Annotated in this window: 19 protein-coding genes; 13 read left to right on the top strand and 6 right to left on the bottom strand. The window is 67.9% G+C overall.

Going from position 1 to position 24546, the window contains the following annotated elements; all coding sequences use genetic code 11:
- The coding region (locus QYL93_RS27975; RefSeq protein WP_305746734.1) for a hypothetical protein at positions 1-211 on the top strand (211 nt) is incomplete at its 5' end.
- A 58-nt stretch (positions 212-269) separates the two neighbouring features.
- Here QYL93_RS27975 and QYL93_RS27970 read toward each other — a convergent pair.
- The gene (locus QYL93_RS27970) at positions 270-1913 is read right to left on the bottom strand and encodes a PAS domain-containing methyl-accepting chemotaxis protein (protein WP_305746733.1); all 1644 of its coding nucleotides are present in this window, start codon (positions 1911-1913) and stop codon (positions 270-272) included.
- Positions 1914-2049: 136 nt separating this feature from the next.
- On the bottom strand, positions 2050-2349 hold the full coding sequence (locus QYL93_RS27965) for a hypothetical protein (RefSeq protein ID WP_305746732.1): 300 nt from the start codon (positions 2347-2349) through the stop codon (positions 2050-2052).
- 187 nt (positions 2350-2536) lie between these two features.
- Between QYL93_RS27965 and yjjJ the strand changes: the two genes are divergently transcribed.
- The 9 genes from yjjJ (at position 2537) to pgaD (ending at position 17590) form a co-directional block, all read left to right on the top strand.
- Positions 2537-3946: a type II toxin-antitoxin system HipA family toxin YjjJ gene (yjjJ, locus tag QYL93_RS27960; protein WP_305746731.1), complete on the top strand. Its 1410-nt coding sequence runs from the start codon at positions 2537-2539 to the stop codon at positions 3944-3946.
- Positions 3947-4390: 444 nt separating this feature from the next.
- A complete protein-coding gene (locus QYL93_RS27955) occupies positions 4391-4861 on the top strand; it encodes a prepilin-type N-terminal cleavage/methylation domain-containing protein (protein ID WP_305746730.1) in 471 nt (156 codons plus the stop codon).
- Positions 4862-7501 carry a bifunctional diguanylate cyclase/phosphodiesterase gene (locus QYL93_RS27950; protein WP_305746729.1) on the top strand — a complete coding sequence of 880 codons (2640 nt, stop codon included), beginning with the start codon at positions 4862-4864 and terminating at the stop codon, positions 7499-7501.
- Positions 7502-7731: 230 nt separating this feature from the next.
- A complete protein-coding gene (locus tag QYL93_RS27945; RefSeq protein WP_305746728.1) occupies positions 7732-9864 on the top strand; it encodes a hybrid sensor histidine kinase/response regulator in 2133 nt (710 codons plus the stop codon).
- Positions 9865-10024: 160 nt separating this feature from the next.
- Complete coding sequence (locus tag QYL93_RS27940; RefSeq protein WP_305746727.1) at positions 10025-11050, top strand: hypothetical protein; 1026 nt, start codon at positions 10025-10027, stop codon at positions 11048-11050.
- A gap of 212 nt (positions 11051-11262) precedes the next feature.
- The gene (pgaA, locus tag QYL93_RS27935; protein ID WP_305746726.1) at positions 11263-13722 is read left to right on the top strand and encodes a poly-beta-1,6 N-acetyl-D-glucosamine export porin PgaA; all 2460 of its coding nucleotides are present in this window, start codon (positions 11263-11265) and stop codon (positions 13720-13722) included.
- Between the two features lie 12 nt (positions 13723-13734).
- Positions 13735-15732 (top strand): poly-beta-1,6-N-acetyl-D-glucosamine N-deacetylase PgaB, encoded by a 1998-nt coding sequence (gene pgaB / locus QYL93_RS27930; RefSeq protein WP_305746725.1) that lies wholly within the window; start codon positions 13735-13737, stop codon positions 15730-15732.
- On the top strand, positions 15732-17072 hold the full coding sequence (gene pgaC / locus QYL93_RS27925) for a poly-beta-1,6-N-acetyl-D-glucosamine synthase (protein ID WP_305746738.1): 1341 nt from the start codon (positions 15732-15734) through the stop codon (positions 17070-17072). Before pgaB ends, pgaC begins: the two co-directional genes overlap by 1 nt.
- Entirely contained in the window at positions 17069-17590 is a 522-nt protein-coding gene (gene pgaD / locus QYL93_RS27920) for a poly-beta-1,6-N-acetyl-D-glucosamine biosynthesis protein PgaD (protein WP_305746724.1), read from the top strand. The genes pgaC and pgaD overlap by 4 nt, the downstream gene beginning before the upstream one ends.
- A 71-nt stretch (positions 17591-17661) precedes the next feature.
- On the opposite strand, the gene QYL93_RS27915 is transcribed toward pgaD, so the two are convergent.
- The 4 genes from QYL93_RS27915 to QYL93_RS27900 all read right to left on the bottom strand — a co-directional run bounded on the left by QYL93_RS27915 (position 17662) and on the right by QYL93_RS27900 (position 21476).
- A complete protein-coding gene (locus QYL93_RS27915) occupies positions 17662-18117 on the bottom strand; it encodes a hypothetical protein (RefSeq protein WP_305746723.1) in 456 nt (151 codons plus the stop codon).
- Positions 18114-18716: a hypothetical protein gene (locus QYL93_RS27910; RefSeq protein WP_305746722.1), complete on the bottom strand. Its 603-nt coding sequence runs from the start codon at positions 18714-18716 to the stop codon at positions 18114-18116. Before QYL93_RS27910 ends, QYL93_RS27915 begins: the two co-directional genes overlap by 4 nt.
- A 605-nt stretch (positions 18717-19321) precedes the next feature.
- Complete coding sequence (locus QYL93_RS27905) at positions 19322-20326, bottom strand: GNAT family N-acetyltransferase (protein ID WP_305746721.1); 1005 nt, start codon at positions 20324-20326, stop codon at positions 19322-19324.
- Positions 20327-20555: 229 nt separating this feature from the next.
- On the bottom strand, positions 20556-21476 hold the full coding sequence (locus tag QYL93_RS27900; RefSeq protein ID WP_305746720.1) for a LysR family transcriptional regulator: 921 nt from the start codon (positions 21474-21476) through the stop codon (positions 20556-20558).
- Between the two features lie 86 nt (positions 21477-21562).
- Here QYL93_RS27900 and QYL93_RS27895 point away from each other — a divergent pair, with 86 nt between their 5' ends.
- From QYL93_RS27895 to QYL93_RS27885, 3 genes are all read left to right on the top strand, one after another.
- Positions 21563-21943 carry a carboxymuconolactone decarboxylase family protein gene (locus tag QYL93_RS27895; protein ID WP_305746719.1) on the top strand — a complete coding sequence of 127 codons (381 nt, stop codon included), beginning with the start codon at positions 21563-21565 and terminating at the stop codon, positions 21941-21943.
- Positions 21940-22761, top strand: coding sequence for an NHL repeat-containing protein (locus QYL93_RS27890; RefSeq protein ID WP_305746718.1), 822 nt, complete (start codon positions 21940-21942; stop codon positions 22759-22761). The genes QYL93_RS27895 and QYL93_RS27890 overlap by 4 nt, the downstream gene beginning before the upstream one ends.
- A gap of 490 nt (positions 22762-23251) precedes the next feature.
- Complete coding sequence (locus QYL93_RS27885; RefSeq protein WP_305746717.1) at positions 23252-24448, top strand: hypothetical protein; 1197 nt, start codon at positions 23252-23254, stop codon at positions 24446-24448.
- Positions 24449-24546 lie beyond the last annotated feature (98 nt).

Here is a 24546-nt window from a genome sequence, read left to right as displayed (position 1 = left end):
GGGCCGCCTTCTCTTTGGTGACTTTCTCTTGGCGGCCAAGAGAAAGTTACTGCGCCGCCGGGCGCACACCCCGGCCTCCGCTTTTGGCAAAAGCACGCAGCAACCACACGCACACTCCAGCGAGCAATCAGACACGTTGGCGCGATCTCCGGGTCTCCGCATGTTCGCCGCGCATCAATGTTCACGCCACATGAACATCGCGAAAAAATGAACATCACCGCACTGGCGCACCAGCGGCCGAGGCCCCCATGGAGGCCCGGCCCATCACATCACACCACCCTCAATGCCTTGCCACGCGGCTGCACCACGGGTCTGGCGCTCCGCTGACCCGGTACCGCAGGCCGCGCTGCCGGTGCCAGCACCCCCGCCTCCAGCCGAAACACCTGCACCGAATCCGCCACCGCCCCCGCAGTGCGCGTCAACCCCTGCGCCGCAGCCGCCACCTGCTCCACCAGCGCCGCGTTTTCCTGGGTGATGGTGTCCAGCTGTCCCACGGCGGTATTGACCTCGGAGATGCCAGCCAGCTGCTCCTGGCTGGCGTGGCTGATCTCGCCGACCACAGCGCTCACGCGCTGCACGCCTTCGACCACCTCGACCATGGTGGCCTGGGCCACCCGGGTGCGCTGCTGGCCTTGCTCCACGCGGTGGGCAGACTGGTCGATGAGCTGCTTGATCTCCCGGGCGGCCTCGGCGCTGCGGCCGGCCAAGCTGCGCACCTCGCTGGCCACCACGGCAAAGCCCCGGCCCTGTTCGCCGGCGCGGGCGGCCTCTACCGCCGCGTTCAGCGCCAGGATGTTGGTCTGGAAGGCGATGGAGTCGATCACCTGCGTGATCTCGCCGATGCGATCAGAGTCGCCCTGGATGTCGCGCATGGTCTGGCCCACGCTGTCCACCGCCTCGCGGCTGCGCGTGGCGGCCGCGTTGGCCTGGCCTGCCAGGGCCGTGGCCTGGCGGGCCGCGTCAGCGCTCTGGCGCACGGTGCCGGTGATCTGCTCCATGGAAGCCGCCGTCTGCTCCAGGCTGGCGGCCTGCGACTCGGTGCGTGCCGACAGGTCCAGGTTGCCCTGCGCGATCTCCTGCGCGCCCAGGCGCATGGATTCGCTTTCGTCGCGGGCATCGCGCACGATGGCGCAGAGGTTGAACGAAAGCTGGCCCAGCGCCTGCTCCAGGTCACCCAGTTCATCGTTGCGGCCCCGGCGCACAGTCGCCGTCAGGTCGCCGGCCGCGACCCGGTTGGCCGCCAGGGTCAGCGCCGCGATGGGCCCCACCAGCAGCCGCGCCAGGTACCACCAGGCCGCGCCGAACAGCGCCAGCTGCAGCGCCCCGCCAGCGGCACCGGGCAGCAGCATTCCGGTGGCCAGCGAGGCCGCCAGCAGCGCGAGCAGCACCAGCCCCAGCCGGGCCGACAGGCCCAGTGTGGCCAGCCCGTGCGCCACGCGCCCCACCAGCGTGTGCCGCACCACGCGGCCCGAGCGCAGCACGTGCACGCGCCGCCCGGCCTGCTTTTCTGCGCGCATGGTGGCGTACAGCTGCTCGGCCGCAGCGATCTGCGCGCGCGTGGCCTCGGTGCGCACCGACATGTAGCCCACGGGCCGGCCGTCCTGCATCAGCGGCGTGGCGTTGGCCATCACCCAGTAGTGGTCGCCGTCCTTGCGCCGGTTCTTCACCGGGGCCGACCAGGGCCGGCCCGAGGCGATGGTGGCCCACATGTCGCGAAACGCCTCCTCGGGCATGTCGGGGTGGCGGATCATGTTGTGGGGCTGGCCCACGAGCTCATCGCGCGTGTACCCGCTCACGGCCACGAAGGCCGCGTTGCAGTGGGTGATGCGCCCCTGCGTGTCGGTGGTGGAGACAAGGGTCTGCCCCTTGGGGACAGCATATTCCTGTCCGGTGGTTGGCAGGTTCAGGCGCATGGTGTTGGGCTCCGCTGGACGATGCAGTCGATTGTCTGGACACCACCGCAAGGGCGCCTTGATGAAGGTCAACGTTTGCTTGACGGGGCTCAATCCGGTGGCGCACGCGGCGCTGGGGCGGGGTCAGGTGGTCTTGTCACTGCTTGATCTTCCAAACACTGCACGCCACAAGCCAGTACAGCGGGATGGCCATGAAAGACTGAAACCAATAACTCATGTTGACGTCGCCCTGGTCGGCGCACCACCGCGCTCCAATGCAGGCGCCATGCAAGACCACCTGGACGAATGTAAGGAGGACGCCGGTGACGATGGCAACCCACAATGCACTGCCCCAGATGGACTGGGCCCCGGCTTCGGCGCGGCCATGGCCGTATAGGGCCGCCAGCAGGCAGCCTGCCACAGGAACGGACCATGCCACCGTTGAAGAGAGATCCATGCTGTTTGACCTTGGCGTTCGTTCTGTGGAGTTCGCCCTCGCCAGGGCGGGGCAGGGGCACATTGTGCAGTGCGTGCGCAGGCATGGCGCCATGCCGCCAAGGGGGCAAGCCTCTTGCCCTGCTGATCTCCTAGTTACTATTCAGCTATCTATTCATCAATCTATTCAATTGAACTAAGATGCCTGCATGCCAACCCCCACCCGCCGCCACGCCGACCAGATTCGTGACCTGCTGCGCAGCGGGCTGAAGACTGCGCGAGCATTGGCGGATGCCCTGGGAACAAGCCAGCCCACAGTGTCCCGGGCGCTGCAGGCGCTGGGGCCGGATGTGCTGCGTCTAGGGGCTTCGCGATCTATTCAGTATGCGCTGCGCGATGCCTCGCGGGCGGACCTGGTGGCGCCGATCTACCGGGTGACTGCCGAAGGCCGGTTGCAGGGGCTGGGCACCCTGGTGCCGGTGTACCCCGAAGGCTTCGTGATGGCGCAGGCCGATGGTGCCGTGCACGGTCACACGGATGGCCTGCCGTGGTGGCTTTTCGACATGCGGCCGCAGGGGTACCTGGGGCGGGCCTACAACCAGCGGCATGGGCCCGCGCTGGGGCTGCCAGAGCGGCTGGCCGACTGGAACGACTCGCACGTGATGCGCGCGCTGCTGCGTGAGGGGGGGGATCTGCCCGGCAACCTGCTGGTGGGCGATGCGGCGCAGCAGGCGTTCGTCAACATGGGCGTGCCGGTGCCGATTGCGCTGGCCGGCAAGGCGCGGGCCTATGCGGCGCTGGCGCTGGCCGCAGCGCGCGGTGAGCAGGCGGGGTCGTCGGCGGGGGGCGAGCAGCCCAAGTTCACGGCCTATGCGCAGTGGGGGGGCAGCAGCCGGGGGAGCGCTGCGGCGATGGCTGAGCCTGCACATGTGATCGTCAAGTTCAGCGCTGCGGTGCAAAGCCCGGTGAGCGAGCGCTGGCGCGACCTGTTGCTGGCGGAGCACCTGGCGCTGCGGGTGCTGCGTGCCCATGGCATCGCGGCGGCGCGCACGCAGGTCATCGACCATGGCGGGCAGCGGTTTCTGGAGGTGGAGCGCTTTGACCGGGTGGGCGCGCTGGGGCGGCGCGCGCTGCACTCGTTGACCGCCCTGGATGCAGAGTTTGTCGGCCACAGCGGGCGCTGGCCCGAGATGGTGGCGGCCCTGGCGCGCGAGGGGGTGGTACAGCCCGAGGCGGTGGACGCGGCCAGCCTGCTGTGGGCCTTTGGCTCCCTGATCGGCAACACCGATATGCACAGCGGCAATTTGTCGTTCATGGCCGGGCAGGGCCGGCCGTACCAGTTGGCGCCGGCCTATGACATGACGCCCATGGCCTTTGCGCCCACGGCGGCGGGCGAGGTGCCGGTGCGCCCGCTGGCGCTGGTCATCGGCCCGCAGGTGGCGCCGCACACCTGGCGGCAGGCCCTGGCGCTGGCGCAGGATTTCGTGGGCCGGCTCGCGGGCCTGGGTCGCAAGGGCGACGCAAAGGGCGGTTTCAGCGAGGGCTTTGCTGCATGCATTGGTGCGCTGTCGGCGCATGTGGCGCAGGCCGGGGAGCGGATCGACCGGCTGGGTGCATAGGGTGGCGGGTGAGCGACAAGATGGCGGCGCGGCAGGCGCCGGTGGAGTTCACCGTCGCCATGCCCGGCGGCCAGACGACCACCGCCACGGCCCAGCCCCAGGGCGGCGGCGAGCGGGCCGGCACCGTGACTACCCCAGCGACTTTGGCAACGCCGGCACCCGCGTGGGCGACTACACCTGGGCCGCGCGCGTGGGCGGCAAGGTGGTGCAGACGGGGCGCTTTGCCTACCGGCCGGCGCAGGGTGGGCAACTGCTGTTCGTGCCTGGGTAGCCGATTCGCCGAATCCGTCCTACGCAGGCGAGAACACGGCGTGGAATATCATGCGCCATGAAACAAAATGTTAGCGAGACTGGTGCCTTGGCGCGTCCGGGCACGCCATGCACGGTCTGCGTTGCGGCCCTGTTTCCTGTGTCGGGCACCGCATTTTGCGAAGGTGCCGGGTCATGAGACTGGGCAGCGCCCATCGAAGGGCCCTGCGTGCGCTGGGGGTGACGCTGCTGGAGCTGCTGATCACGGTCACGCTGATCGGGGTGCTTTCGGCAGTGGCCATGCCCAGCTACAAGGCGTACATCGAACGCGCCAAGGTCGCCGCTGCCAAAAAAGACATCCTGGAAATCAGCGCCATGCTGGACCGGTACGTCAACTTCAAGCACGTATTCCCGGCAAGCCTGGCCGATCTGCCCTTTACCCGGCTGGACCCATGGGGCAACCCCTATCGCTACCTGTCGATGGATGGCGCCAAGGTCGGCCAAAAGCGAAAGGACAAGTCGCTGCACCCGCTCAACAGCGACTATGACCTGTACAGCATGGGGCCTGATGGCGCGAGCCAGACGCCGTTGACCGCCAAGGCCAGCCGCGATGACATCATCCGCGCCAACAACGGGAGCTTCATCGGCGTCGCCGAGGATTACTGAATGCGCCTGAGTCCGGCCCATGCCATCCTGCACAGCCGCGTGGGTCGCCAGCTGCTGGCCACGTTCTTCGTGCTGGTGGCGGTGCCGGTGGGGGCCATGACGCTGCTGGCCTACCAGCTCACGGAGTACGTCGTGCAGCAGTCTGCAGCGCAGCTCAGTGGCGAGCTGGCCAAGGCCGTGGGCATCAACCTCATCGACCGGCTGCGCGCCGCAGAAAGCCTGCTGCATGTGCACGGCCTGCCCTCCGGCCAGGGCCCCGGGCCGGTGCCGCTGGACCAGCCGCTCGAGAGCGTCTTTGCCAGTGTGGACCGGCTTTTCCCGGCGGAGCTTGCGCCGATGCCACAGGGCCGCAGCACCTTGCGCGTGGTGGGCGCCCCACAGCCCGGGGTGGCGCCCACCGTGGAATTGATCGTGCCCTTTGCAGGCGCCGTGGTGCGCGGCCGGTTCACCGCAGACTACCTGTGGGAGAACGCGCAGTCGGGCACGCATCGCATCTGCTTTTCGGGCCCGCAGTTGTCTGCACCCTTCTGCCAGGGGGTAGAGGGGCAGGCCGCCAACGAGGTGCGCACGCAGCGCGAGATCTTCTTCACGCCCTATTTCGATGCGCCGGCCTGGACCATCACCACCACCTTGCAGCCGGACGTGCGGCGCTACCTGCCCATTGGCGTGGCGGCCTTGGTGGGCAATGTGGCCGCCATCGCATTTTTGCTCGCGCTGGTGAGCAGCTCGGTGGTACTGCGCAGGCTGACCCGCCCGCTGGATGCGCTCACCTCGGGCACGCGCGCGGTGCTGGAGGGCGATTTCACGCGCAGGGTGCAGATCGCCGGCAGGCGCAACGAATTCACCGACCTGGCCGACTCCTTCAACGCCATGACCGAAGAGGTGGGGCGCGACCTTGCGCTCGTGCGCGTGCTCGCGCAGATGGACCAGGCCATCATCGGGCAGCGCCCGTTCACCGAGGTGGTGCACCTGATGCTCGCGCACCTGAACGCCCAGGCGGGTGGCGCGCCGGTGGGTGTGGTGCAGTGGCCGGCCGGTGCGCCCCGGCCGCTGGTGCTGTCCCTGGCGGCCGATGGAACGCTGGCGCAGCGCGAGGCTGGTGCGCCGCGCGACGCGGGCTTGCTGCAGGCAGGGGAGGGGCTCGACCCGGCGGGGGGCGAAGGGCCCAGGCACGACCTGCCCGTTGCGCACACCGGCACCCAGCGGGTGTGGCTGCGCCTGGAGCGCCCGCCGGCACCCGAGGGGCGCGCCGGGCGCGAGCTGGCCGCACTGGGCCAGCGGCTGGCCGTGGCCCTGCACGCCGAGCAGCACGAGCAGCAACTGCGTGAACGCGCCACGCGCGACAGCCTGACGGGCCTGCTCAACCGCTTCGGGCTGGTCGAGGCTGTTGACCGGCTGGTGCAGGCGCAAGCCGCAACGCCCTTTGCTGTGGTGTACATGGACCTCGATGGTTTCAAGGAGATCAACGATGCCTATGGGCACGACGTGGGGGACTGCGTGCTGCGCGAGGTGGCGGTCCGCCTGCGCAACTGCATAGGCCCCCGCGCACTGGCCGTGGCCCGCCCAGGGGGCGACGAGTTCGTCTTCGTGCTGCCCGCAGACGCGCAGGCTGCGCTGCGCGCCGATATCGAATCGGTCATGCAGGCCGTGCGGGTGCCGTACAGCGTGCCCCCGCGCCTGCTGCCCCTGGCGGCCAGCCTGGGCATGGCGCAGTACCCCGCGCATGGCACCTCGCAGGACGAACTGCTCAAGCACGCCGACCTGGCCATGTACACCGCCAAGGGCACGGGCCGCAATGTGCTGGTGGAGTTCGAGCCCGCGCTGGCCGCAGAGCAGGCCGGGCGGCTGGCGCTGCGCCACGACCTGCGCCACGCGCTGGCCGGGCAGCAGATGTTCGTGGTGTTCCAGCCGCGCGTGCGGGCGAATGACCGCCAGATCGCCTCGGTCGAGGCACTGCTGCGCTGGCGCCACCCCGACAAGGGGCTGGTCTCGCCCGACACCTTCATTGCGCTGGCCGAAGAGTCCGGCTTCATCATCGAGCTGGGCCTGTGGGTGCTGCGCCAGGCGCTGCAGCAGTTTGCGCTGTGGCGTGCCGACCCGCTGGTGCCCGTGCGGCATATGTCGGTCAACCTCTCGCCCGTGCAACTGGCCGACCCGGCGTTTCCCGCAGCGCTGCACGCGCTGCTGCAGGAGTTCGGCATCCGCCCCGGCGAGCTGGAGCTGGAGATCACCGAGGGCGCGCTGATCCAGGACGTGGATGCCGCCGTCACGCGTCTGGCGGCGCTACGCGCCCACGGCGTGGCGATTGCGCTGGACGACTTCGGCGTGGGCTACTCGGCCATGCGCTACCTCAACCGCCTGCCGTTCGATACGCTCAAGATCGACAAGAGCTTCGTGTTTGCCTTTGGCGTCGAGCGCCCCGCATTGGCCATTGCCACCGCCATTGTGGCCCTGGCCAAGGCGCTGGACAAGCGCGTGGTGGCCGAGGGGGTCGAGACGCCCACGCAGGCCGACCTGCTGCAGGGCCTGGGCGTGAACGAGCTGCAGGGCTACCTGTACGGCAAGCCGCAGACGGCTGCAGAACTCGCAAGCCTGTGGGCCCGCGCCGAGAGCGCTGAAAGACCTTCTGGCGCCGCATAGGCTTGTGCCATGCGGGCGGCAAAAATGCGACCTTCAAGTTATTATTCATACCCGCCGGTCGCCATGCGGTACGCAGCAATGTTGGACCAATGGCGCAAGGCAACAGGGATCTGCGTGGCCGATGCACTTTTGCGGCGGCCTCTTGCGCGTGGAGCATGGCGTTGGCGCCGGGCGCATCCACCGGTGGTGAATTTCATGGACCCGATCCCCAGGAACAAGCTATGTGGACAATGAAAAGAGCCAGCAACAAGGGCTCCAAAGAGGCGGCAGAATCGGTGCGCTGGCTTCGCCGGATGGCGGTTCTGAGCGTGGCGGTTCCCCTGGTGATCTATGCCATCTTCGGGGTCGTCGGGTTCCTGCGGGCCACGGACGAAACCGACGCCCGGGTGTCCCGCTCCCTTCGCGTTGCGCACGAGCATGCCTCCAAGGTCATGGCCACGTCCGAGGCGGTCGCGGAAAAGGCCTTCTCGCTGGTCAACGGCAAGAACCCGCTGGCTTTGCGCAGCATCGAGGCCTTCCTGCACGAAGAGCTGCGCAAGCGCAGCGTGGACCAGCCCCAGATCCAGTCCATCCTCATCCTGGATGCGCGAGGCCGCCCCATCGCAAGCAGCCGCCTGTTCCCGTTTCCGCGGGTCGATATGTCCGACGGGGAGTATTTTCAGCACCACCTGCAGGGCCGCACGGGGCCCCATCTGTCCAGGCCGATCGTGACCCGCACGTCCAACGAGCGGGTGCTGAATGTCAGTATCCCCTTCGAGGACGACACTGGCAAGTTTGGCGGGGTCATCAACGTGGCGCTGCTCACTTCCTACTTCCACGATTTCTATGGCGACCTGGTGGCGGACGAGCCGAACCTGGCGGTCACGCTTTTCCGGGATGACGGCTCGGTCTATACCCGCTGGCCCTATAGCGCCACAATGCCTGGCAAGCTGCAGCCCGATGCGCCGGTGATGCAGCGACTGCGTGCCGGCGATGAGGTGGGACGCCTGCAGGGCATATCGACGCTAGACCTCAAGGAACGGGTCATTGCGTTTCGCAAAGTGGGCACCTACCCTTTGTACGTTGCCACGGCGATGCGACTGAATGTGCCGCTGCGCGAGCTCTTTCAACAGTTGGCGCTGCTGTTCGCCATGGGGGCGCTGCCGGTGGCCGCGCTGGTCATCACGGCGAGGACGGCGCTGCAAAGCGCCCTTGCTGCGCACAACACGCTGCAGGACCTGGAGCGTGAGACCGAAAGCCGCCAGCGTGCCGAAGAGGCGCTGCGCCAGGCGCAAAAGCTCGAGGCGCTGGGCCGGTTGACCGGTGGCGTGGCGCACGACTTCAACAACGCGCTGATGGTGATCAGCAACAACCTGCACCTGCTCAAGCGCACGGCGCCAGAGTCGGCCCTGCGGCAGATCGAATCCATTGCCCGGGCCGTGAAGTCGGCCACCAACCTCACCCGCCAGTTGCTGGCCTTCTCGCGGCGCCAGCCCCTGGTGGCCGAGTATGTGCAGCTGCAGCACAAGCTCCCGGCGATCCAGGATCTGCTGGTTCCGGTCATGGGCAGCCGCGTGCAGCTGGATGTCCAGGTGGACCCTTCGACCGCGCCCGTGTTTCTGGACATGAGCGAGCTGGAGCTGGCGCTGCTCAACCTGGGCATCAATGCGCGCGACGCGATGCCCACGGGCGGTGCCCTGTCCATCCACGTGCGCAATGCCGGGCGCCAGCGGGTCGGGGCGCAGGACCAGGAGACCGAGATGGTCGTCATCGAAGTGTCCGACACGGGCAGCGGCATTGCTCCGGACGATCTGGACAAGGTGTTCGAACCCTTCTTCACCACCAAGCCCGTGGGCGAAGGCACAGGCCTTGGCCTGAGCCAGGTGTACGGCTTTTGCCAGGGGGTGGGCGGCTACGCGCAAATAGCCAGCGAGCTGGGCAAGGGCACCACGATCAGCCTGTACCTGCCCAGCACGGCCCCCAGGGCGCCTGGGGACGAGCCCGCCGCAGACACCTCGTTCAAGCCGCTGGGCATGCGCCTGCTGGTGGTGGAAGACAACGACGAGGTGGCCGAGTCGCTGGTGCCCCTGCTGCAGTCGCTGGGCTGCACCGTCACCCGGGTCGACCGCGCCGACAAGGCCATCTACCTGCTGGATGAGGGCCAGCGCCCGGACCTGGTGCTGACCGATGTGATGATGCCCGGCGAGCTCAACGGCGAGGGGCTGGCCAGGCACATCCGCGAGAAGTGGCCTGCGCAGCGGGTGCTGCTGATGACAGGGTATGCCGAGCAACTGGCCAGCATCTCGCAGCTGGGCTTTGACGTGCTGCCCAAGCCCTGCACGCCGCAGATGCTGCATGCCGCCATCGGCAAGGCTGGCGGCTAGCAAAACTCGTGTGGAGTGGTTGGCGCGTCTTGTTGGCCGCTCTTGGCGCCGAGCGCGTGGAGCCCTGACACGCTCTGCGCACGCCGCGCCGGGCTTGCCGCAGGCGGCTGCGTGTGCAAACATGCGTCCCTCCCACCACCACCGATGACGAAGGAGCTCCATGGCGCTATCCAACCTGCGGATCTTTTTTGATGGCCTGGAAGAGGCAACGCCCGGCATGCCGTGCTACGACCCCGAGCAGCCCTGGTTTGCCCACGTCACGGTGGTCAACGCCAATGCCGACACCAAGTGGGACCCCAAGTTGCGCGCGCTCGATCCGCAAAAACCGACGGCAGCGGCGGGGCCGTTCAAGGTGTCATTTCAGGTGTTCCCGGGGCCCACAGCGGCTTCTGCATCGGGGTCTACGCCGTTCACGCTCTACGAGGTTGACGGCTTGGGCGCATACCCGGCCTCGGAAGCGTTCGTCAAGGGCTTCTCGATGCAGCTGCCCAAAGACATCAGCAAGGCGGATCTCGGGGTGAAGCGGGGCTTTCGGTTCAAGGCCGATCCGTACTTCGCCGTGCCAGAGTCCAACGAAGACGACAACAGCTTCGTCTGGGAAAGTGCCCAGGCACCCAACATGGCGCCGCAGTGGCAGGAGGGCGACGCCAGCCCCTTCTCGAACCTGAAGTTCATGGATTTCCGGGCGATTGCGGGCTCCAAACGCGATATCGAGGTGCTGGTGAAGAACCAGGGCAGCGAGACCTCGCTCCAGCTGGAGCTGCGGCTGAACATCATCGGCCCGCCCACGCCCCGCAGCCCGCTGGGCAGCGTGCTGGAGTCGGTCAGCGTCAACTCCACCGCCATCCCTACCGGCGGCTCCGTCTGGGTGCGCTTTACGGCCAAGCGCGATTTTGTGCAGCCGCGCACGGGTCTGCCCGCGCGCGAGCTCAGGCGCCTTCAGGCCGCCAACCCGGCCAGCCGGCGCTTTCGCCAGGTGCAGATGGGCAGCAGCGCCCTGCTGGGCGGCCAGAACATTCCGCGCTACCTGGTGATGGAGAAGGATTTCGACTTCATGCCGCTCAAGCCCTTCACCATCGCTGTGATGAACTCCTCGAGCAGCGAGAAGGTGGCGTTTGGTGAAAACCCCGTGGGTGACGGTAAGAAGCCCGGCGGGGGCGGGCCGATTGCGATACCGCAAAAATAGCCCTGTGCAGCGGGTGCGGGGCCATGGCCTGTTTCCTGACAAGGGTGCGGCCCGCCCAGCTACAGCACCCCATCCCCTCATCGGCCACCATGGCTGATGCTATTCATCTCCCTGCTTTCAGCATGTGCAGCGCGGGCCCCTGTGCCTGCCACGTCTGCGCCTGGCTGCTGCCTCCTTCGATCCCTTCAAGACTTCGCCCCTGAAGCCGGTTGGTGCTAGCCGCTGCGCGCTATGTGCCCGGTCCCGCCGGGATGGCGTTGAAGGCCGCCCTGGCCTCCTGCGCCATTCTTTGTGCGCTGGCGCACGCATCTCCGCTGTTGGACGCCGACTACGACGCCATGGTTCGGCGCGCGCGCGAGGGTGACACGACGCCTGCCCTGGCTTTCCTGCGCGGGCAGCCTGTTCTGGCGGCCGATGGCGCGCGCCGGGTTGCCGACTGGATCGACATCGCCGGCTGGGCCGGGCTCGACGGCGAGGTGGTGCAGGTGTACCGCCAGCATGGCCTGCAGCGCGTGCTGCCGGTGAGCACGCTGGGCACCGTGGCACGCGCCCACCGCAACCTGCGCGAATGGGATGAGGCACTGGCCGTGTACGCCCGCGCGCTGGCCCTGGCGCCGGGCGATGCGCAGCTGCGCATTGGCGAGGTGCAGGTGCTGGCCGACGCGGGGCGCGACGAGCAGGCGCTGGCCCAGGCCCTGGCCCTGGTGGCCGATGCGCCCATGGTGGCGCAGCGCCGCCTGGCCCTGGCCTATGTGCACACCGCCGCGCGCCGCTTTTACGCCGCACTCGCCGAAGTGAGCCGCGCCCGCTCGCTGGCCCCTGACGACAACGCCGTGCAGGTGGCCTATGCCGATGCGCTGCAGTCGGCCGGCCTGCCAACGCAGGCACAGCAGCTGGTGGATGCGCGCCCCGCGCTCATGAACACCGCGCAGCAGCGCCGGCTGCAGGCCGACATCGGGGCCGAGCTGGTGAGGCTGTCATTTTCGCCCACGCGCAGCGAGGGCGAGCGCTTTGCGCTGGCCGACCGGGCGCTGCTGCACTACGAACGCGCGCTGACCACCTGGCGCGCTGACCCCGACGCTGCCCGCGATGTGCAGCGCATGCGTGTGGACCGCATCGGCGCGCTCACCGTGCGCGCCCGCATGGCCGATGCCGTGGCCGAGTACGAGGCCCTGCGGCGCGAAGGCGTGCCCGTGCCCGACTATGCGTTGCGCTGGGCCGCCGGTGCCTACCTGTACCTGCGCCAGGCCGAGGCCGCGCGCCTGCTCTACAGCGAGCTGCTGGCGCGCAGCCAGGCCGACCCGGCCACCCCTGCGGGCAGCGTGATCGATACCACCGGCCTGTTCTACGCACTGGTGGAAACCGAGGCCATGGACCAGGCCGTGGCCCTGGCCGACCGCACGGCGCAGGCACTTGCCCGGCTGCCGGCGGGGCAGGGGGCCTGGCCCGGCGCCGCCATGATGGCGGCGCAGGCGCACAGCTTTGCAGACGACACGCCCGAGGCGCAGCTGCGCTTCGAGCGCATGGTGGCCATGGCCCCCGGCCACCTGGGTGCACGCATCGCTTTGGCGGGCGTGTACCGGGGCCGCGCCTGGCCGCGCCGGGCCGAAGAAGAACTCAAGCTGGTCGAGGCCATGGAGCCTCGCGCGCTGGGGCTCGCGCTGCAGCAGGGCTTTACCGCGCTGGACCTGCAGGAGTGGGGGCAGGCCGATGCGCTGGCCGACGACGTGATGGCGCGCTACCCCGAAAACCGCCAGGCGCAGCGGCTGGACCGCCTGCGCCGCGTCTACCGCATGCCCGAGCTGCGCATCTCGGGCTACCGCGGCCTGTCGTCCAGCCCCAACCCCACCATCGGCAATGGCGACTACGGCATCGACACCGTGGGCTACAGCGCGCCTCTCGCCGACGACTGGCGCCTGTTTGCCGGCCACGGCTTTGGCAGCGGCGACTTTGCCGAGGGGCGCGGCCTGCACCGCAGCCTGCGCGCAGGGGCCGAGTGGCGGGTGCGCGACAACACGCTGGAGGGCGAGCTCTCCACCCACGACATTGGCCACGGCCAGCGCACGGGCCTGCGGTTGGAGGGGCGCCACGATTTCAGCGACCACTGGCAGGTGAGCGGCGCGGCCGAGCGCCTGTCGCGCGACACGCCGCTGCGCGCGCTGCGCAGCGACATTACGGCCAACAGCGCCACGGCAGGCCTGCGCTGGCGCGCCAACGAGCGGCGCGAGTGGAACCTGTCGCTGGGCGCGCTCGACTACTCCGACGGCAACCGCCGCACGGCCGTGGGCGTGGTGGGGCGCGAGCGCCTCTTCACGCGCTACGGCGTGGTTGCCGATGCTGTGCTGGAGCTCTCGCACTCGCGCAACAGCCAGCCCGGCGGGCCGTACTTCGCGCCCGAGTCCGACCTGTTCGTGCTGCCCACGCTGGATGTGTCGCACGTGCTGTACCGCCACTACCAGACCGAATGGCGCCAGCGCCTGCAGCTGGGCGTGGGCGCGTACACGCAGCGCGGCTACGGCACCGGCGACGTGGCCACCGTGGGCTACGGCCAGCGCCTGCGCATGAACGACACCTTCGAGCTGGGGCTGGCCGTGTCCGTCACCCGCCGCCCCTACGACGGGGTGAACGAGCGCATCGTGCGCACCGCGTTCGACCTGCTCTACAAATTCTGAGGTGCTGTTGCCATGATCCCCGTGTTTCTGCGGCTTTTATCCCTGCTCGCCATCGCGGCACTCGTCTCCGCCTGCGCCAGCCAGGCGCCGCCCTTCATGCACCCGCGCGACCGCGCATTGCCCCATGCCGAGCGCCCCTGGCCGGCCAACAGCTTCGTCACCGTGGCCTACCACGACGTGCAGGATGCGGATGTCGATGCCCGCTACCTCGCGGTGCGCACCGAGCGCCTGGTGGCGCACTTCGGCTGGCTGCGCGAGAACGGCTACCAGCCCGTGTCGGTCGACCAGATCCTGGCCGCGCGCGACGGCGGCACGCCCCTGCCGCCCAAGGCCGTGCTGCTGACCTTTGACGACGGCTACCGCAGCTTTTACGACCGGGTGTACCCGCTGCTGCAGGCCACCGGCTGGCCGGCCGTGCTGGCGCCCGTGGGCGCGTGGCTGGATGCCCCCGCCGGGCAGACGGTGGACTTTGGCGGGCAGCCCACGCCGCGCGAGCGCTTTGCCACCTGGGCCCAGGTGGCCGAGATGGCCACATCGGGCCTGGTGGAGGTGGGCGCGCACACCAACGACCTGCACCGGGGCGTGCTGGCCAACCCCCAGGGCAACCTGCAGCCCGCAGCGGCGGCGCGGCAGTACGACTCGGCCAGCGCGACCTACGAGGGCGACGAGGCCTTCACCGCGCGGGTGGACGCCGACGCGGCCGCCATCACCGCGCGCATCCGCCAGGTCACCGGCAAGGCCCCGCGGGTCTGGGTGTGGCCCTATGGCACGGCCAGCGGCACGGCCCTGGCAGTGGTCAAGCGCCATGGCTACCAGATGGCGGTGACGCTGGACGAGGGCCTGGGCCACACCGGTACGCTGTTCAACACGCCGCGCCTGCTGGTGACGGGCGACCCCTCGGTGGACCAGTTTGCCGCCGCCGTGGTGGCCACGCAGGAGCCGCGCGTGCTGCGCGTGGCCCATGTGGACCTCGATTACCTGTACGACGCCGACCCGGCGCAGCAGACGCGCAATTTCGACCACCTGGTGCAGCGCATCTCGGACCTGGGGGTCAACACCGTGTTCCTGCAGGCCTTTGCGGATGTGCAGGGCGATGGCACGGTGCACAGCGTGTACTTTCCCAACCGCTGGCTGCCCATGCGTGCCGACCTGTTCAACCGCGTAGCCTGGCAGCTGCGCACGCGCAGCCGGGTAGCGGTGTATGCGTGGATGCCGGTGCTGGCCTTCGACCTCGACCCGGCTCTGCCGCGCGTGCAGGCGCTGGCGCCCCCGGGGCGGACTGCAGAGCCCGGCCAGTACCGCCGCCTGTCGCCGTTTGATGCCACGGCGCGTGCGCGCATCACCGACATCTACGAAGACCTGGCGCGCAGTGCCTGGTTCGACGGCGTGTTGTTCCACGACGATGCGCTGCTGTCGGACTATGAAGACGCCAGCCCCGCCGCCCTGGCCGCCTACCGCCAGGCCGGGCTGCCCGGCACAGTGGCCGAGCTGCGCGCCGACCCGGCCGTGCACCAGCGCTGGACGCGGTTCAAGACCCGCGCGCTGACCGACTTCACCCTGCACCTGGCCGAGCGCGTGCGCGCCATCCGTGGCCCGCAGGTGAAAACGGCGCGCAACATCTTCGCCATGCCCATGCTGGCGCCCGAGAGCGAGGCCTGGTTCGCGCAGAACCTGGACGACTTTCTGGCCGCCTACGACTGGACGGCCCCCATGGCCATGCCGCTGATGGAGCAGGTGCCCGAGGGCGAGACCGACGCCTGGCTCGACCGCGTGGTGGACACCATCACCCGCCGCCCCGGCGCGGTGGAGCGCACCATCTTCGAGCTGCAGGCCGTGGACTGGCGCACCGGCCAGCCGGTGGCCAGCGAGCGCCTGGCGCACTGGATGCGCCGGCTGCAGGTGCGCGGTGCGCGCAGCTTTGGTTACTACCCCGACAACTTCATCAGCGGGCACCCGGCCATCCCGGCGGTGCGCCCCGTGCTCTCCAACAGTGGGGTCTTGCAGCCATGATCATTCAACGTGCCATTGCGCTCTCGGTGCTGGTGTTCATCATTGCCGGCCCGCTGGCGCTGCAGGCGGCCTTCACCAGCGATGTGATCCTGGACTTCGTGTTTCTGTACCCGCTGTTCATGTCCGGCATCTGGATCGCGGGCGGCCTGTACTACTGGATGCACTGGGAGCGCCACTGGGCCTGGGGGCCCGATGTGCCGGCGCCCGAGCTTGCGGGCCAGCCGCTGGTGTCCATCCTCGTGCCCTGCCACAACGAGGGCGACAACGCCGGCGATGCCCTGCGTGCCGCCCTGGCGCAGCGCTACCCGAACATCGAGGTCATCGCCATCAACGACGGGTCGAGCGACCACACCGGCAAGGTGCTGGACGCGCTGGCCGCCGAGCACCCGCGCCTGCGCGTGGTTCACCTGGCGCAGAACCAGGGCAAGGCCATTGCCCTGCGCATGGGCGCGGCGGCTGCGCGCAGCGAGTACCTGGTGTGCATCGACGGCGATGCGCTGCTCGACCGCGATGCGGTGGCCTACCTGGTGGCGCCGCTGATCGACAACCCGCGCGTGGGCGCCGTCACCGGCAACCCGCGCATCCGCACCCGCTCCACGCTGGTGGGGCGCATCCAGGTGGGGGAGTTCTCGTCCATCATCGGGCTCATCAAGCGCACCCAGCGCGTGTACGGGCAGGTGTTCACGGTGTCGGGCGTGGTGGCGGCGTTTCGCCGGCGCGCGCTCGACGACGTGGGCTACTGGAGCCCGGACATGATCACCGAAGACATCGACATCAGCTGGAAGCTGCAAAAGCGCCACTGGTCGATCTTCTTCGAGCCGCGCGCGCTGTGCTGGATTTTGATGCCCGAAACGCTGCGCGGCCTGTGGCAGCAGCGCCTGCGCTGGTCGCAGGGCGGGGCCGAGGTGTTCCTCAAGAACCTGCGCGGCATGTGGCACTGGCGCAACCGGCGCATGTGGCTGCTGATGCTGGAGTTCTGCATGTCCACCGCATGGGCCTTCATGTTCGGGCTGACCATCATCCTGTACCTGCTGGGCAAGTTCTTCGACATGCCCGAGCACCTGTATGTGCCCACCATCATGCCGCCATCGTTCACCGGGCTGGTGCTGTCGGTCACCTGCCTCATGCAGTTCGCGGTCAGCGTGTCCATCGAGCGGCGCTACGAGCCCACCATCCGCAGCACGCTGCTGTGGATGATCTGGTACCCGGTGGTGTACTGGATGCTGAGCCTCTTCACCACCCTGGTGAGCTTTCCGCTGGTCATGCTCAAGGCGCGCCAGTCGCGCGCCCGCTGGACCAGCCCCGACCGTGGCATCCCCAGGAGCAACAACACCCCATGAAAAACCCATTGATCCGCACCCGCCAGGGCCGCCTGATGCGCGTGATAGACCTGCTGGCCACCCTGCTGGCCTGGACCGGCTTCTTCTACCTGGTGGGCCGCGGCGTCTTCGAGATGGTGCGCTACCAGGGGCCGGGCCTGGCCGCGCGCCTGGAGCCCGTGATCGCCACCGCCGACACACTGGCCGGCTACGTCGCCATTGCCGGGCTGAATGCCTGCGTGCTGGCCGCCTGGGCGCTCTACAACCAGATGCGCCGCCGCGTGGAGCGGCGCGGCAAGATCCCCGCGCTGGACGACGCCGGCCTGTCCGCCAGCTTCGACCTCACGCCGCAGCTGCTGCGCGCACTGCGCTCGGGTCAGATCGTGCAGGTGCGCAACGACGAACATGGCGGCATTGCCGACGTGCTGGCATGGGGCCACCCGGCCATGCCGGGACACCCATCGCCCAGCGGCTATCCGTGGCTGCAGCGGCGTGCTGCGGTGGGGGGTAGGGCGATTGCGACACGTCCGGAAACATGAAGGTGCCATGCATGTCGAAGAAGGCTGCTTGGTAGTTCTCAAGAATGGCCCGTTGTAGCGGGCGCATCGCTTCAGGCGGCCCCAGCGGGCGGATAGCTGGTTATCACTTCATGCCTGACGCCGGACGCCAGCACCCAGCCTGTCATGCCATAGGACGATGAAATCTCGAAGCACTTCGCCTGTTTGCCGCTGAGGTGCGCCAAGGTCTCGTCGAAGCTGCCGCGCCAAAAGAGCGGCCAACCCCATTTCTTTTTGGCTTCGAAGTGGGCGGCATGCTGGGCGAGAAATTCGGCAAGGGGCTCTTCTGTGATCGTGTACACGACGTTGACCCCGAGGTCATTTTCAAGGAAGTAGCCTTCCACGCCGTGGAAGATGATCCATGCGTGTGGGATGTCTGGGTGTGTCCCGTATAGCCATGCGACATGGAGCGTGAGCTGCTGCCGCTGTCCGTCAACCGCATAGCCAGTAAGGTGGTAATCGTGCCAGGAGCGCATGCGGTTGCCGTTGCCGCCGCAGTTGTCACTCATGGCTGGTTGATGGTGTGCTCGACGGCATCCACGATGTCTGCCACATCGATGGTGAAGATGCCGGCCTTACCCTGATCGAAGGCATTTTTCCAGGTCTCATAGCCCTCTCGATAGTTTGGGTTGGGCGCGCTCTTGCCGCGAAGGCGGGTGAGGCTCTTCTTCAGGGTCTCTTGCGAGACCGGAAAGTGGGGCAGGTCGGTCGACAAACCGCCGTCGATGCGCGGGTTCTTCACCTTCACATTTAAGACGCTGATGTGGAAAATCTTGCCGAGTCTGGGACTGGTCTCGACCTTGTTGATGAGCACGCGCGAGTTCTCTTCGCCCTTGCGCGTGTGGTAGCCCCACAGTTGGCCCTCGGCGAAGTCGTCGGCCGAGGCAAGGCCCAGAAATGACAGCAGGGACATGGTCAGTAGAAGTTGCTTCATGGTGGAATACGGCTTGGCGTAATGTAGACCACTCCGGGCCGCAGGCCCTGCTGTCCTGGGGCCTGGGCGGGGGGCGAATAGAACATCGCGCCCTTGACCGGGTGCTTCCATGCCGGGTTGGCACGGCACGATCACCACGACGATTTCCAGGCTGGCAAGCTGGAGATCGAGCACCCCATGCTCATGCGACCGGCGCGCCGCAAATGGTGGTGCCCATCATCGACCTGTCGCGATTCGAGCTGCGCACCTCGGCGGCGATGTCGCCCACGTGAAAATGCTATTCAATGCCATCGGCCAGTTGGGCAGCCATGCTGCCGCCGTGCTGTGCTGGCCAGCCGCTTCGACAATGGCAGCCGAAGCCCAGCCCGATGTGGTGCAAGCGTACGAAGCCACCATGTCGCGGCTCTGCAGGTAGAAGGCCTGACGGCAGCGCCTGCCTGCTTGCGGGCCTTTGGCCAGTGCGGTGGGGCGTGGGGGCGTTCAGGCCACAGATAGGCTCCACAACGCCAGCCCGAGCGCAGTGAGCAGCGCCAGCCCAACCAGTATCTGGCCCGTGGTTGTCACGACCTTGCGGCCATCGCGAGCATACCAAAGGGCTCCAGATGCTCCGTGCATGCGATGGTCCCCGCTCCCAATGTCATCGCACTGGCAGCGGCCCAGCGTTGCACCCCAGACCACGAGTCGCCCAGTCAGGGTGAGTAGAAGTTCGAACGCCATATCCCCGTTTCTCTCTGCAAGCCGTTGGGCCGATGGCACCCATCGTACTCGCTGCCCCGGGGTCAATCGCGGTTGCCCAGTACCAGCGGCTTGCGGTACACGCAGTCGCGCCGATCCACCACAAAGCCGCAGTCTGCGTACACGCGGTTGGCGCCGCTCAGGTTCTGGCTGTCCACGCGCAGGCCTGATTCGGCCATGCCCGCTGCTGCCTGGGCGCGCAGGCTGTGCGAGATGAGGGCACGCGCCAGGCCACGGCGGCGCCAGGGCTCGCCCACGCTGATGAACTCGGTCCAGCCGCGCTGGCGGCCGTTGTTGCGGTTCCACGCGGCGTCGATGTAGGTGCGCACCTGCCCGGCGACCTGGTGGGTCTGCACGTCCCAGGCCACTTGCCACAGGTGGGGCTGGAAGACCGGGCTCGTCAGCCACTTCACGTAGTCGGTCTCATCGGGAGGGCAATGGCCCCAGTGGCTTCGGAAGGCCCGCCAATGCGCGTCCCAGATGGCGCGGTAGTGCTCGGGCTGCACGGGCCGCAGCTCCAGGCCCTGGGGCAGGGGGAAGTCGGCCACGTTGTCGAGCGTGGGGCGCACCATGGCGAAGAAGTAGCGCTCGGGCGTGTAGCCGGCTTTTTCGAGCAGGGCCGCACGCGCAGTCTCACCGTGGGTGATGTAGGCGTGGTGGGCGTGGCGCGGCGCGCCCGGGTGTTCGGCAGCAGCCTGGGTGCGCTGGCGTTGCTCCAGCCAGGCATGCAGCGCCGTACCGATGCCCTGGCGGCGCCATTGGGGCGCGACCACGGCGAATTGCGAATACAACTGAAGCCCGTCGGCCTGCGCCCACGCCCATGAGCGCACGTAGCCCGCGATCTCACTGCCGGCCTGGGCGATCCACACATCGCGCTCGGGCACGCAACTGGTGAAGGCGGCGTAGTCGCGCGCGACCTCTTGCACTGTGCGAACGAAGCCGGTTTCGTCAGCCGCAAAACTCGCGTTGGCGCACGCGACCATGGCCTCGTAGTCGGCAGGTCCCGCAAAGGGCCGGAAGGTCACGTGCGCGGGCGGGCTGGTGGGCATCGGGGTTCTTTCCTTTCCTTGTGGTTGTCCTGGGGCTCAAGTCGCTGCGCATTTCGGCGCTGCGGGACATCCAGCTTGGCTCCGCTGGCATGGAGTTCGGCAGCGCGGACAGCGACCTCTGTAGGTGGCTGACCAGACCTCGTTCTATGGATGCGTTGTTGACTTGCTGGGCGAGTGTCCCGTCCCGCAAATAAAGGCCAATAAAGCCTCGATAGGCGGGGAGATTCTCTCACTGACTCCGTCCAGGAGGAGGCCGCGCCTGCGACCTCGCAAGCTCAAGAAACCGAGTCAAGACGGCTGACGCGTTGCTTTGCGAGTAAGCCATGGCGATGCCGCTGGTCAGCTTCTGTTTCTCTTGCTTGAGCGGTCGAAAGACAACTCCCTGCCGCTTGACGTTCTGCAAGGACGCAGAGATCAGCCCGATGCCTTGTCCTTCGGCGATGAGCCCGAGCAGGATGTGGTGGTCGTCGGGTTCCACAACCGTGCGAGGCTTGAAGTCGATCCTTTCGAAGAACGCCTGGCAGTGGTCGTAGAAGCCCGGATTCAGCCGACGTTCAAACCGGAATACCGATTCTTCGCGCAGGTCATCGAAGCCGATCCTGCGCTTGCGCGCAAGCGCATGCTTGGCGGGCAGGGCAACCATGAGCGGTTCCTCCCGCAGCGTCTCCACCTTGAGGCCCTTGGCCTCGGTGTGCAAGCCGATGAAGGCAACGTCCATCGTTCCATTCTTGATGTCGCGAACGAGGCTGATCGAATGCTTTCCCTTGGTGACGATCCTCCAGTTCGGAAAGCACTTCTTGAGGGGCCCTGAAACATCGGGAATGGCACTTCGGTCGAACACCGTCGTGTAGCCAAGGACGAACTGGCCGCTCTCGGCCGCTCGTGCTGCCTGCGCGGCCGCCACGGCCTTACCGGCCTGAGCCAGGGTCCGCCTGGCCTCCGGCAGGAATGCCGCCCCTGCCTCTGTCAGCGTTACGCCGACCTTGGTGCGTACGAACAACGCGACGCCAAGCTGCTCTTCCAACTGGCGAATCTGCCGGCTCAAGGGAGGTTGGGAAATGTACAGGCGCTGCGCCGCCCGCCCGAAGTTGAGCTCCTCACTGACGGCTACGAAATAGCGGAACTGTCGCAGATCAATCGCTTCATTCATACCGAAAAGGTATCACAAAAAAGGTATTGGGCAGGCCTTCTGGCCACCCATAGAGTCACCTTACCAACTCATGCGAAGGCAAATTTATGAATGACGACAGGTATGTGCGAGGTTGGGCGAAGCTCAAGGAGATCGATGGTCAGGCCGGCGAGAACGTGATCGAAAGCCTGCAAGACATCGCGCCTGACTTTGCGCGGCTGCTGATCGAGTTTCCGTTCGGCGACATCTATTCAAGGCCGGGTCTGGACCTCAAGATGCGGGAACTGGCGGTGGTGGCGGCACTCACCGCCATGGGAAATGCCGCGCCGCAACTCAAGGTGCACATCCACGGCGCCCGCAATGTCGGCTGCTCCCGGCAAGAGATCGTCGAAGTCATCATGCAGATGGCCGTTTACGCCGGCTTCCCCGCGGCGCTCAACGGGCTGTTCGCCGCCAAGGAAATCTTCTCTCAAGAGGGCGCAGCATGAAGAAACTTTGCTACTCCACGTGCCTGGTGCTCCTCATGGCGAGTTCGCTGGACCAGCCTGTCTTCGCCCAACTGCAATCGGCGGGCATGTGGAAGCTGGACCGCACAGCAAGCCATGAAGGACTCAGCTCGCCTGTCGGTATGGCCTACGACGCGGGCGGCAACCTCTACGTGGCCAATTGGTCTGCGGGCACCGTGATGCGCCTGACCCCCAAGGGCGAGCGGACGGTCTTTGCCAGCGGCCTCAGCGGGCCGTCAGGGCTGGCCATCTCGGCCAAAGGAGATGTCTACGTCGCCTCTTACAACGAAGACCTCGTGTGGCGTTTCACGCCGAATGGCGACAAGGCTGTTTTCGTGCGGGGGCTGGCAACACCTGCCGGACTGTCCTTCGATGCGCGCGGTCGCTTGCTGATCGCCAATCGCAGGACCCATCAGATTCTCGCTGCGTCACCAGACGGGAAGGTCGAGATCGCAGCGGAGGGCTTGCAAACACCGGTAGGTGCCGCTGAACTGGCCAATGGCGATTTGCTCGTGAGCAACATCGCAGGTGGTATCTCTCTCGTGTCGGGTGGGAAGAAGGCCAGGACGATCAATACCGAGCTGGGCAGTCCCGGCCCCGGCATCGTTGCCGCCGGGGCGGACGCCGCCTATGTCGTGGACTATGGCGGTACCACGGTCAGCCGCGTCGACCGCCAAGGCGTTCGCACGGTGATTGCGGACGGTCTGAGCAGCCCGGTGGGTCTGGCGGTCGCTCCGGATGGCAGCCTGATGGTGGCGACGTGGGGCGCCAACGCCGCATTCCAGATCCGCCGGCCATGACCTGTGCTGAAAGACCGCATTGGAGCAATCCGTACGGCTGGTGGGCAAGAGCGACCGGCAGCGTTGGGCCCACAGCGGTCTTCGGCCAACCCACCGCCATTGTTCCGCGCGCGCGATCTCCCCGTCCCTCACCTGATCATCTTGCGCACGCTGGCGCGCTTGAGCACGCCGCACGATGCCACGCGCGATGGTTGGGGCAGGGCGCTGCGCTCTGGGGCCGACGCGCAAGGCAACCAGGGGTGCACCCGCTGGCCCCCGTCCCCACGGCGGGGCACTGCAGTGGGACGGCGGCAGTACCCGCGCGGTGGATGAACGGGCCCTGCAGCGGCATGCGGTGGAGCGCCGGGCTCTGGCAAAGGTGGTGACCGGCGTCACGTGCTGTGAGAACCATTCGCATGCACACTGGCCCTCCACACCAACCAGGTGGAGCCAGGGCATGCCATGCATCGGAATGCACCGTGAGCCTCCATCCCATAGAGAGGAGCCTTGCATGTCCGTTCCATCCCTGGCGCCGCGCGCCGCCCCGCGTCCCCTGCCACTGTCTGCCCGGGCTTTGCGGCGCATTGCGCCCCTGGGCCTGAGCCTGGGCCTTACGGCCGCCCTGCTGGGCGGCTGCGGTGGGGGTGGCGGTGACGACCCGGCACCTGCGCCAGCCCCCGCACCGGCACCGGCACCTGCGCCTGCGCCTGCGCCAGCTCCTACACCCGCACCGGCCCCGACGCCTGCGCCTTCACCAGCGCCAGCCCCCACGCCCGACCCGACCTACCAGACGCTGGGCGTGTCGGTCACCGGGCTGGCGGCGGGCCAGAGCGTGGCGCTGCAGAACAACGGGGCGGATGACTTCACCTTGGGCGCCAACGGCATCGTGCGCACGGCGGCCAGCTGGCCGCTGGGCAGCAGCTATGCCGTCACCGTCAAGACCCAGCCCACGGGCCAGCGCTGCACGGTGGCGCTGGGCACGGGCACGCTGGCCGCCAACAACCCCTTGGTGCAGGTCGAATGCGTGCAGCTGCCGGGCGACCGCAACACGCTGGGCGGCACCATCGGCGGTGTGCCGGCCGGTGTCACCGTGGTGCTGACCAGCGGCGGCCAGGACCTGGCCCTCAGCGCGGATGGCGGCTTCACCTTTGCCACGCCACTGGCCGCTGGCGCGGCCTATGCCGTCACGGTCAAGTCCACCCCCGTGGGCACGGGCTGCGTGGTGCGCAATGGCACCGGCGTGGTCGCTGCCGCCGCGGTGGACACGGTGCAGGTGAGCTGCGCAGTCTCTGGCTCGGTCACCGGCTTCTGGGAGCAGGACCAGTGCACCGCAAGGCCGGATGGCATCGGCCTGAAGAACGGCTGGCGCATCACGCAAGGCAGGCCCGTCTTCATCTACGTGGGCGCGGGCGGTGTGAGCTACCGCAATGCGCAGTGGACCGGCGTGGGCACCACCATGGCGGGCCCGCTGGTGGGCGCGTTCACGGTGACGCAGACGCGCCAGGAGATCACCAACGACATTTCGGCCTACTGGGGCGTGCGCGATGGCATGAACTTCCCCACCATGCCGGTGGTGATGGTGCGCAGGGGCACCCATCTGTGCCTGCTTGAGGACACGGCCACCCCCTCGGCCTACCCCGACGGGGCCAGCACGGCAAATGCGATGGCGGCGGCCATCGCCGCGGGCACCTGCTACCAGCCCCGCTGACCCTACGGCCAGGCGCGCGCATCCAGTGCTCCGCGCGCCCGCACGATCCCGCTGCTGTTCGCAGCGGGGCGTGCGTCGCGGCTGCGCCGCTCTCGCAA

Source organism: Acidovorax sp. A1169 (assembly GCF_030704685.1).
Lineage (GTDB): Bacteria > Pseudomonadota > Gammaproteobacteria > Burkholderiales > Burkholderiaceae_C > Acidovorax.
The sequence above is the reverse complement of the archived record's forward strand: the minus strand, read 5'-3'. Positions and strand labels throughout refer to the sequence as shown.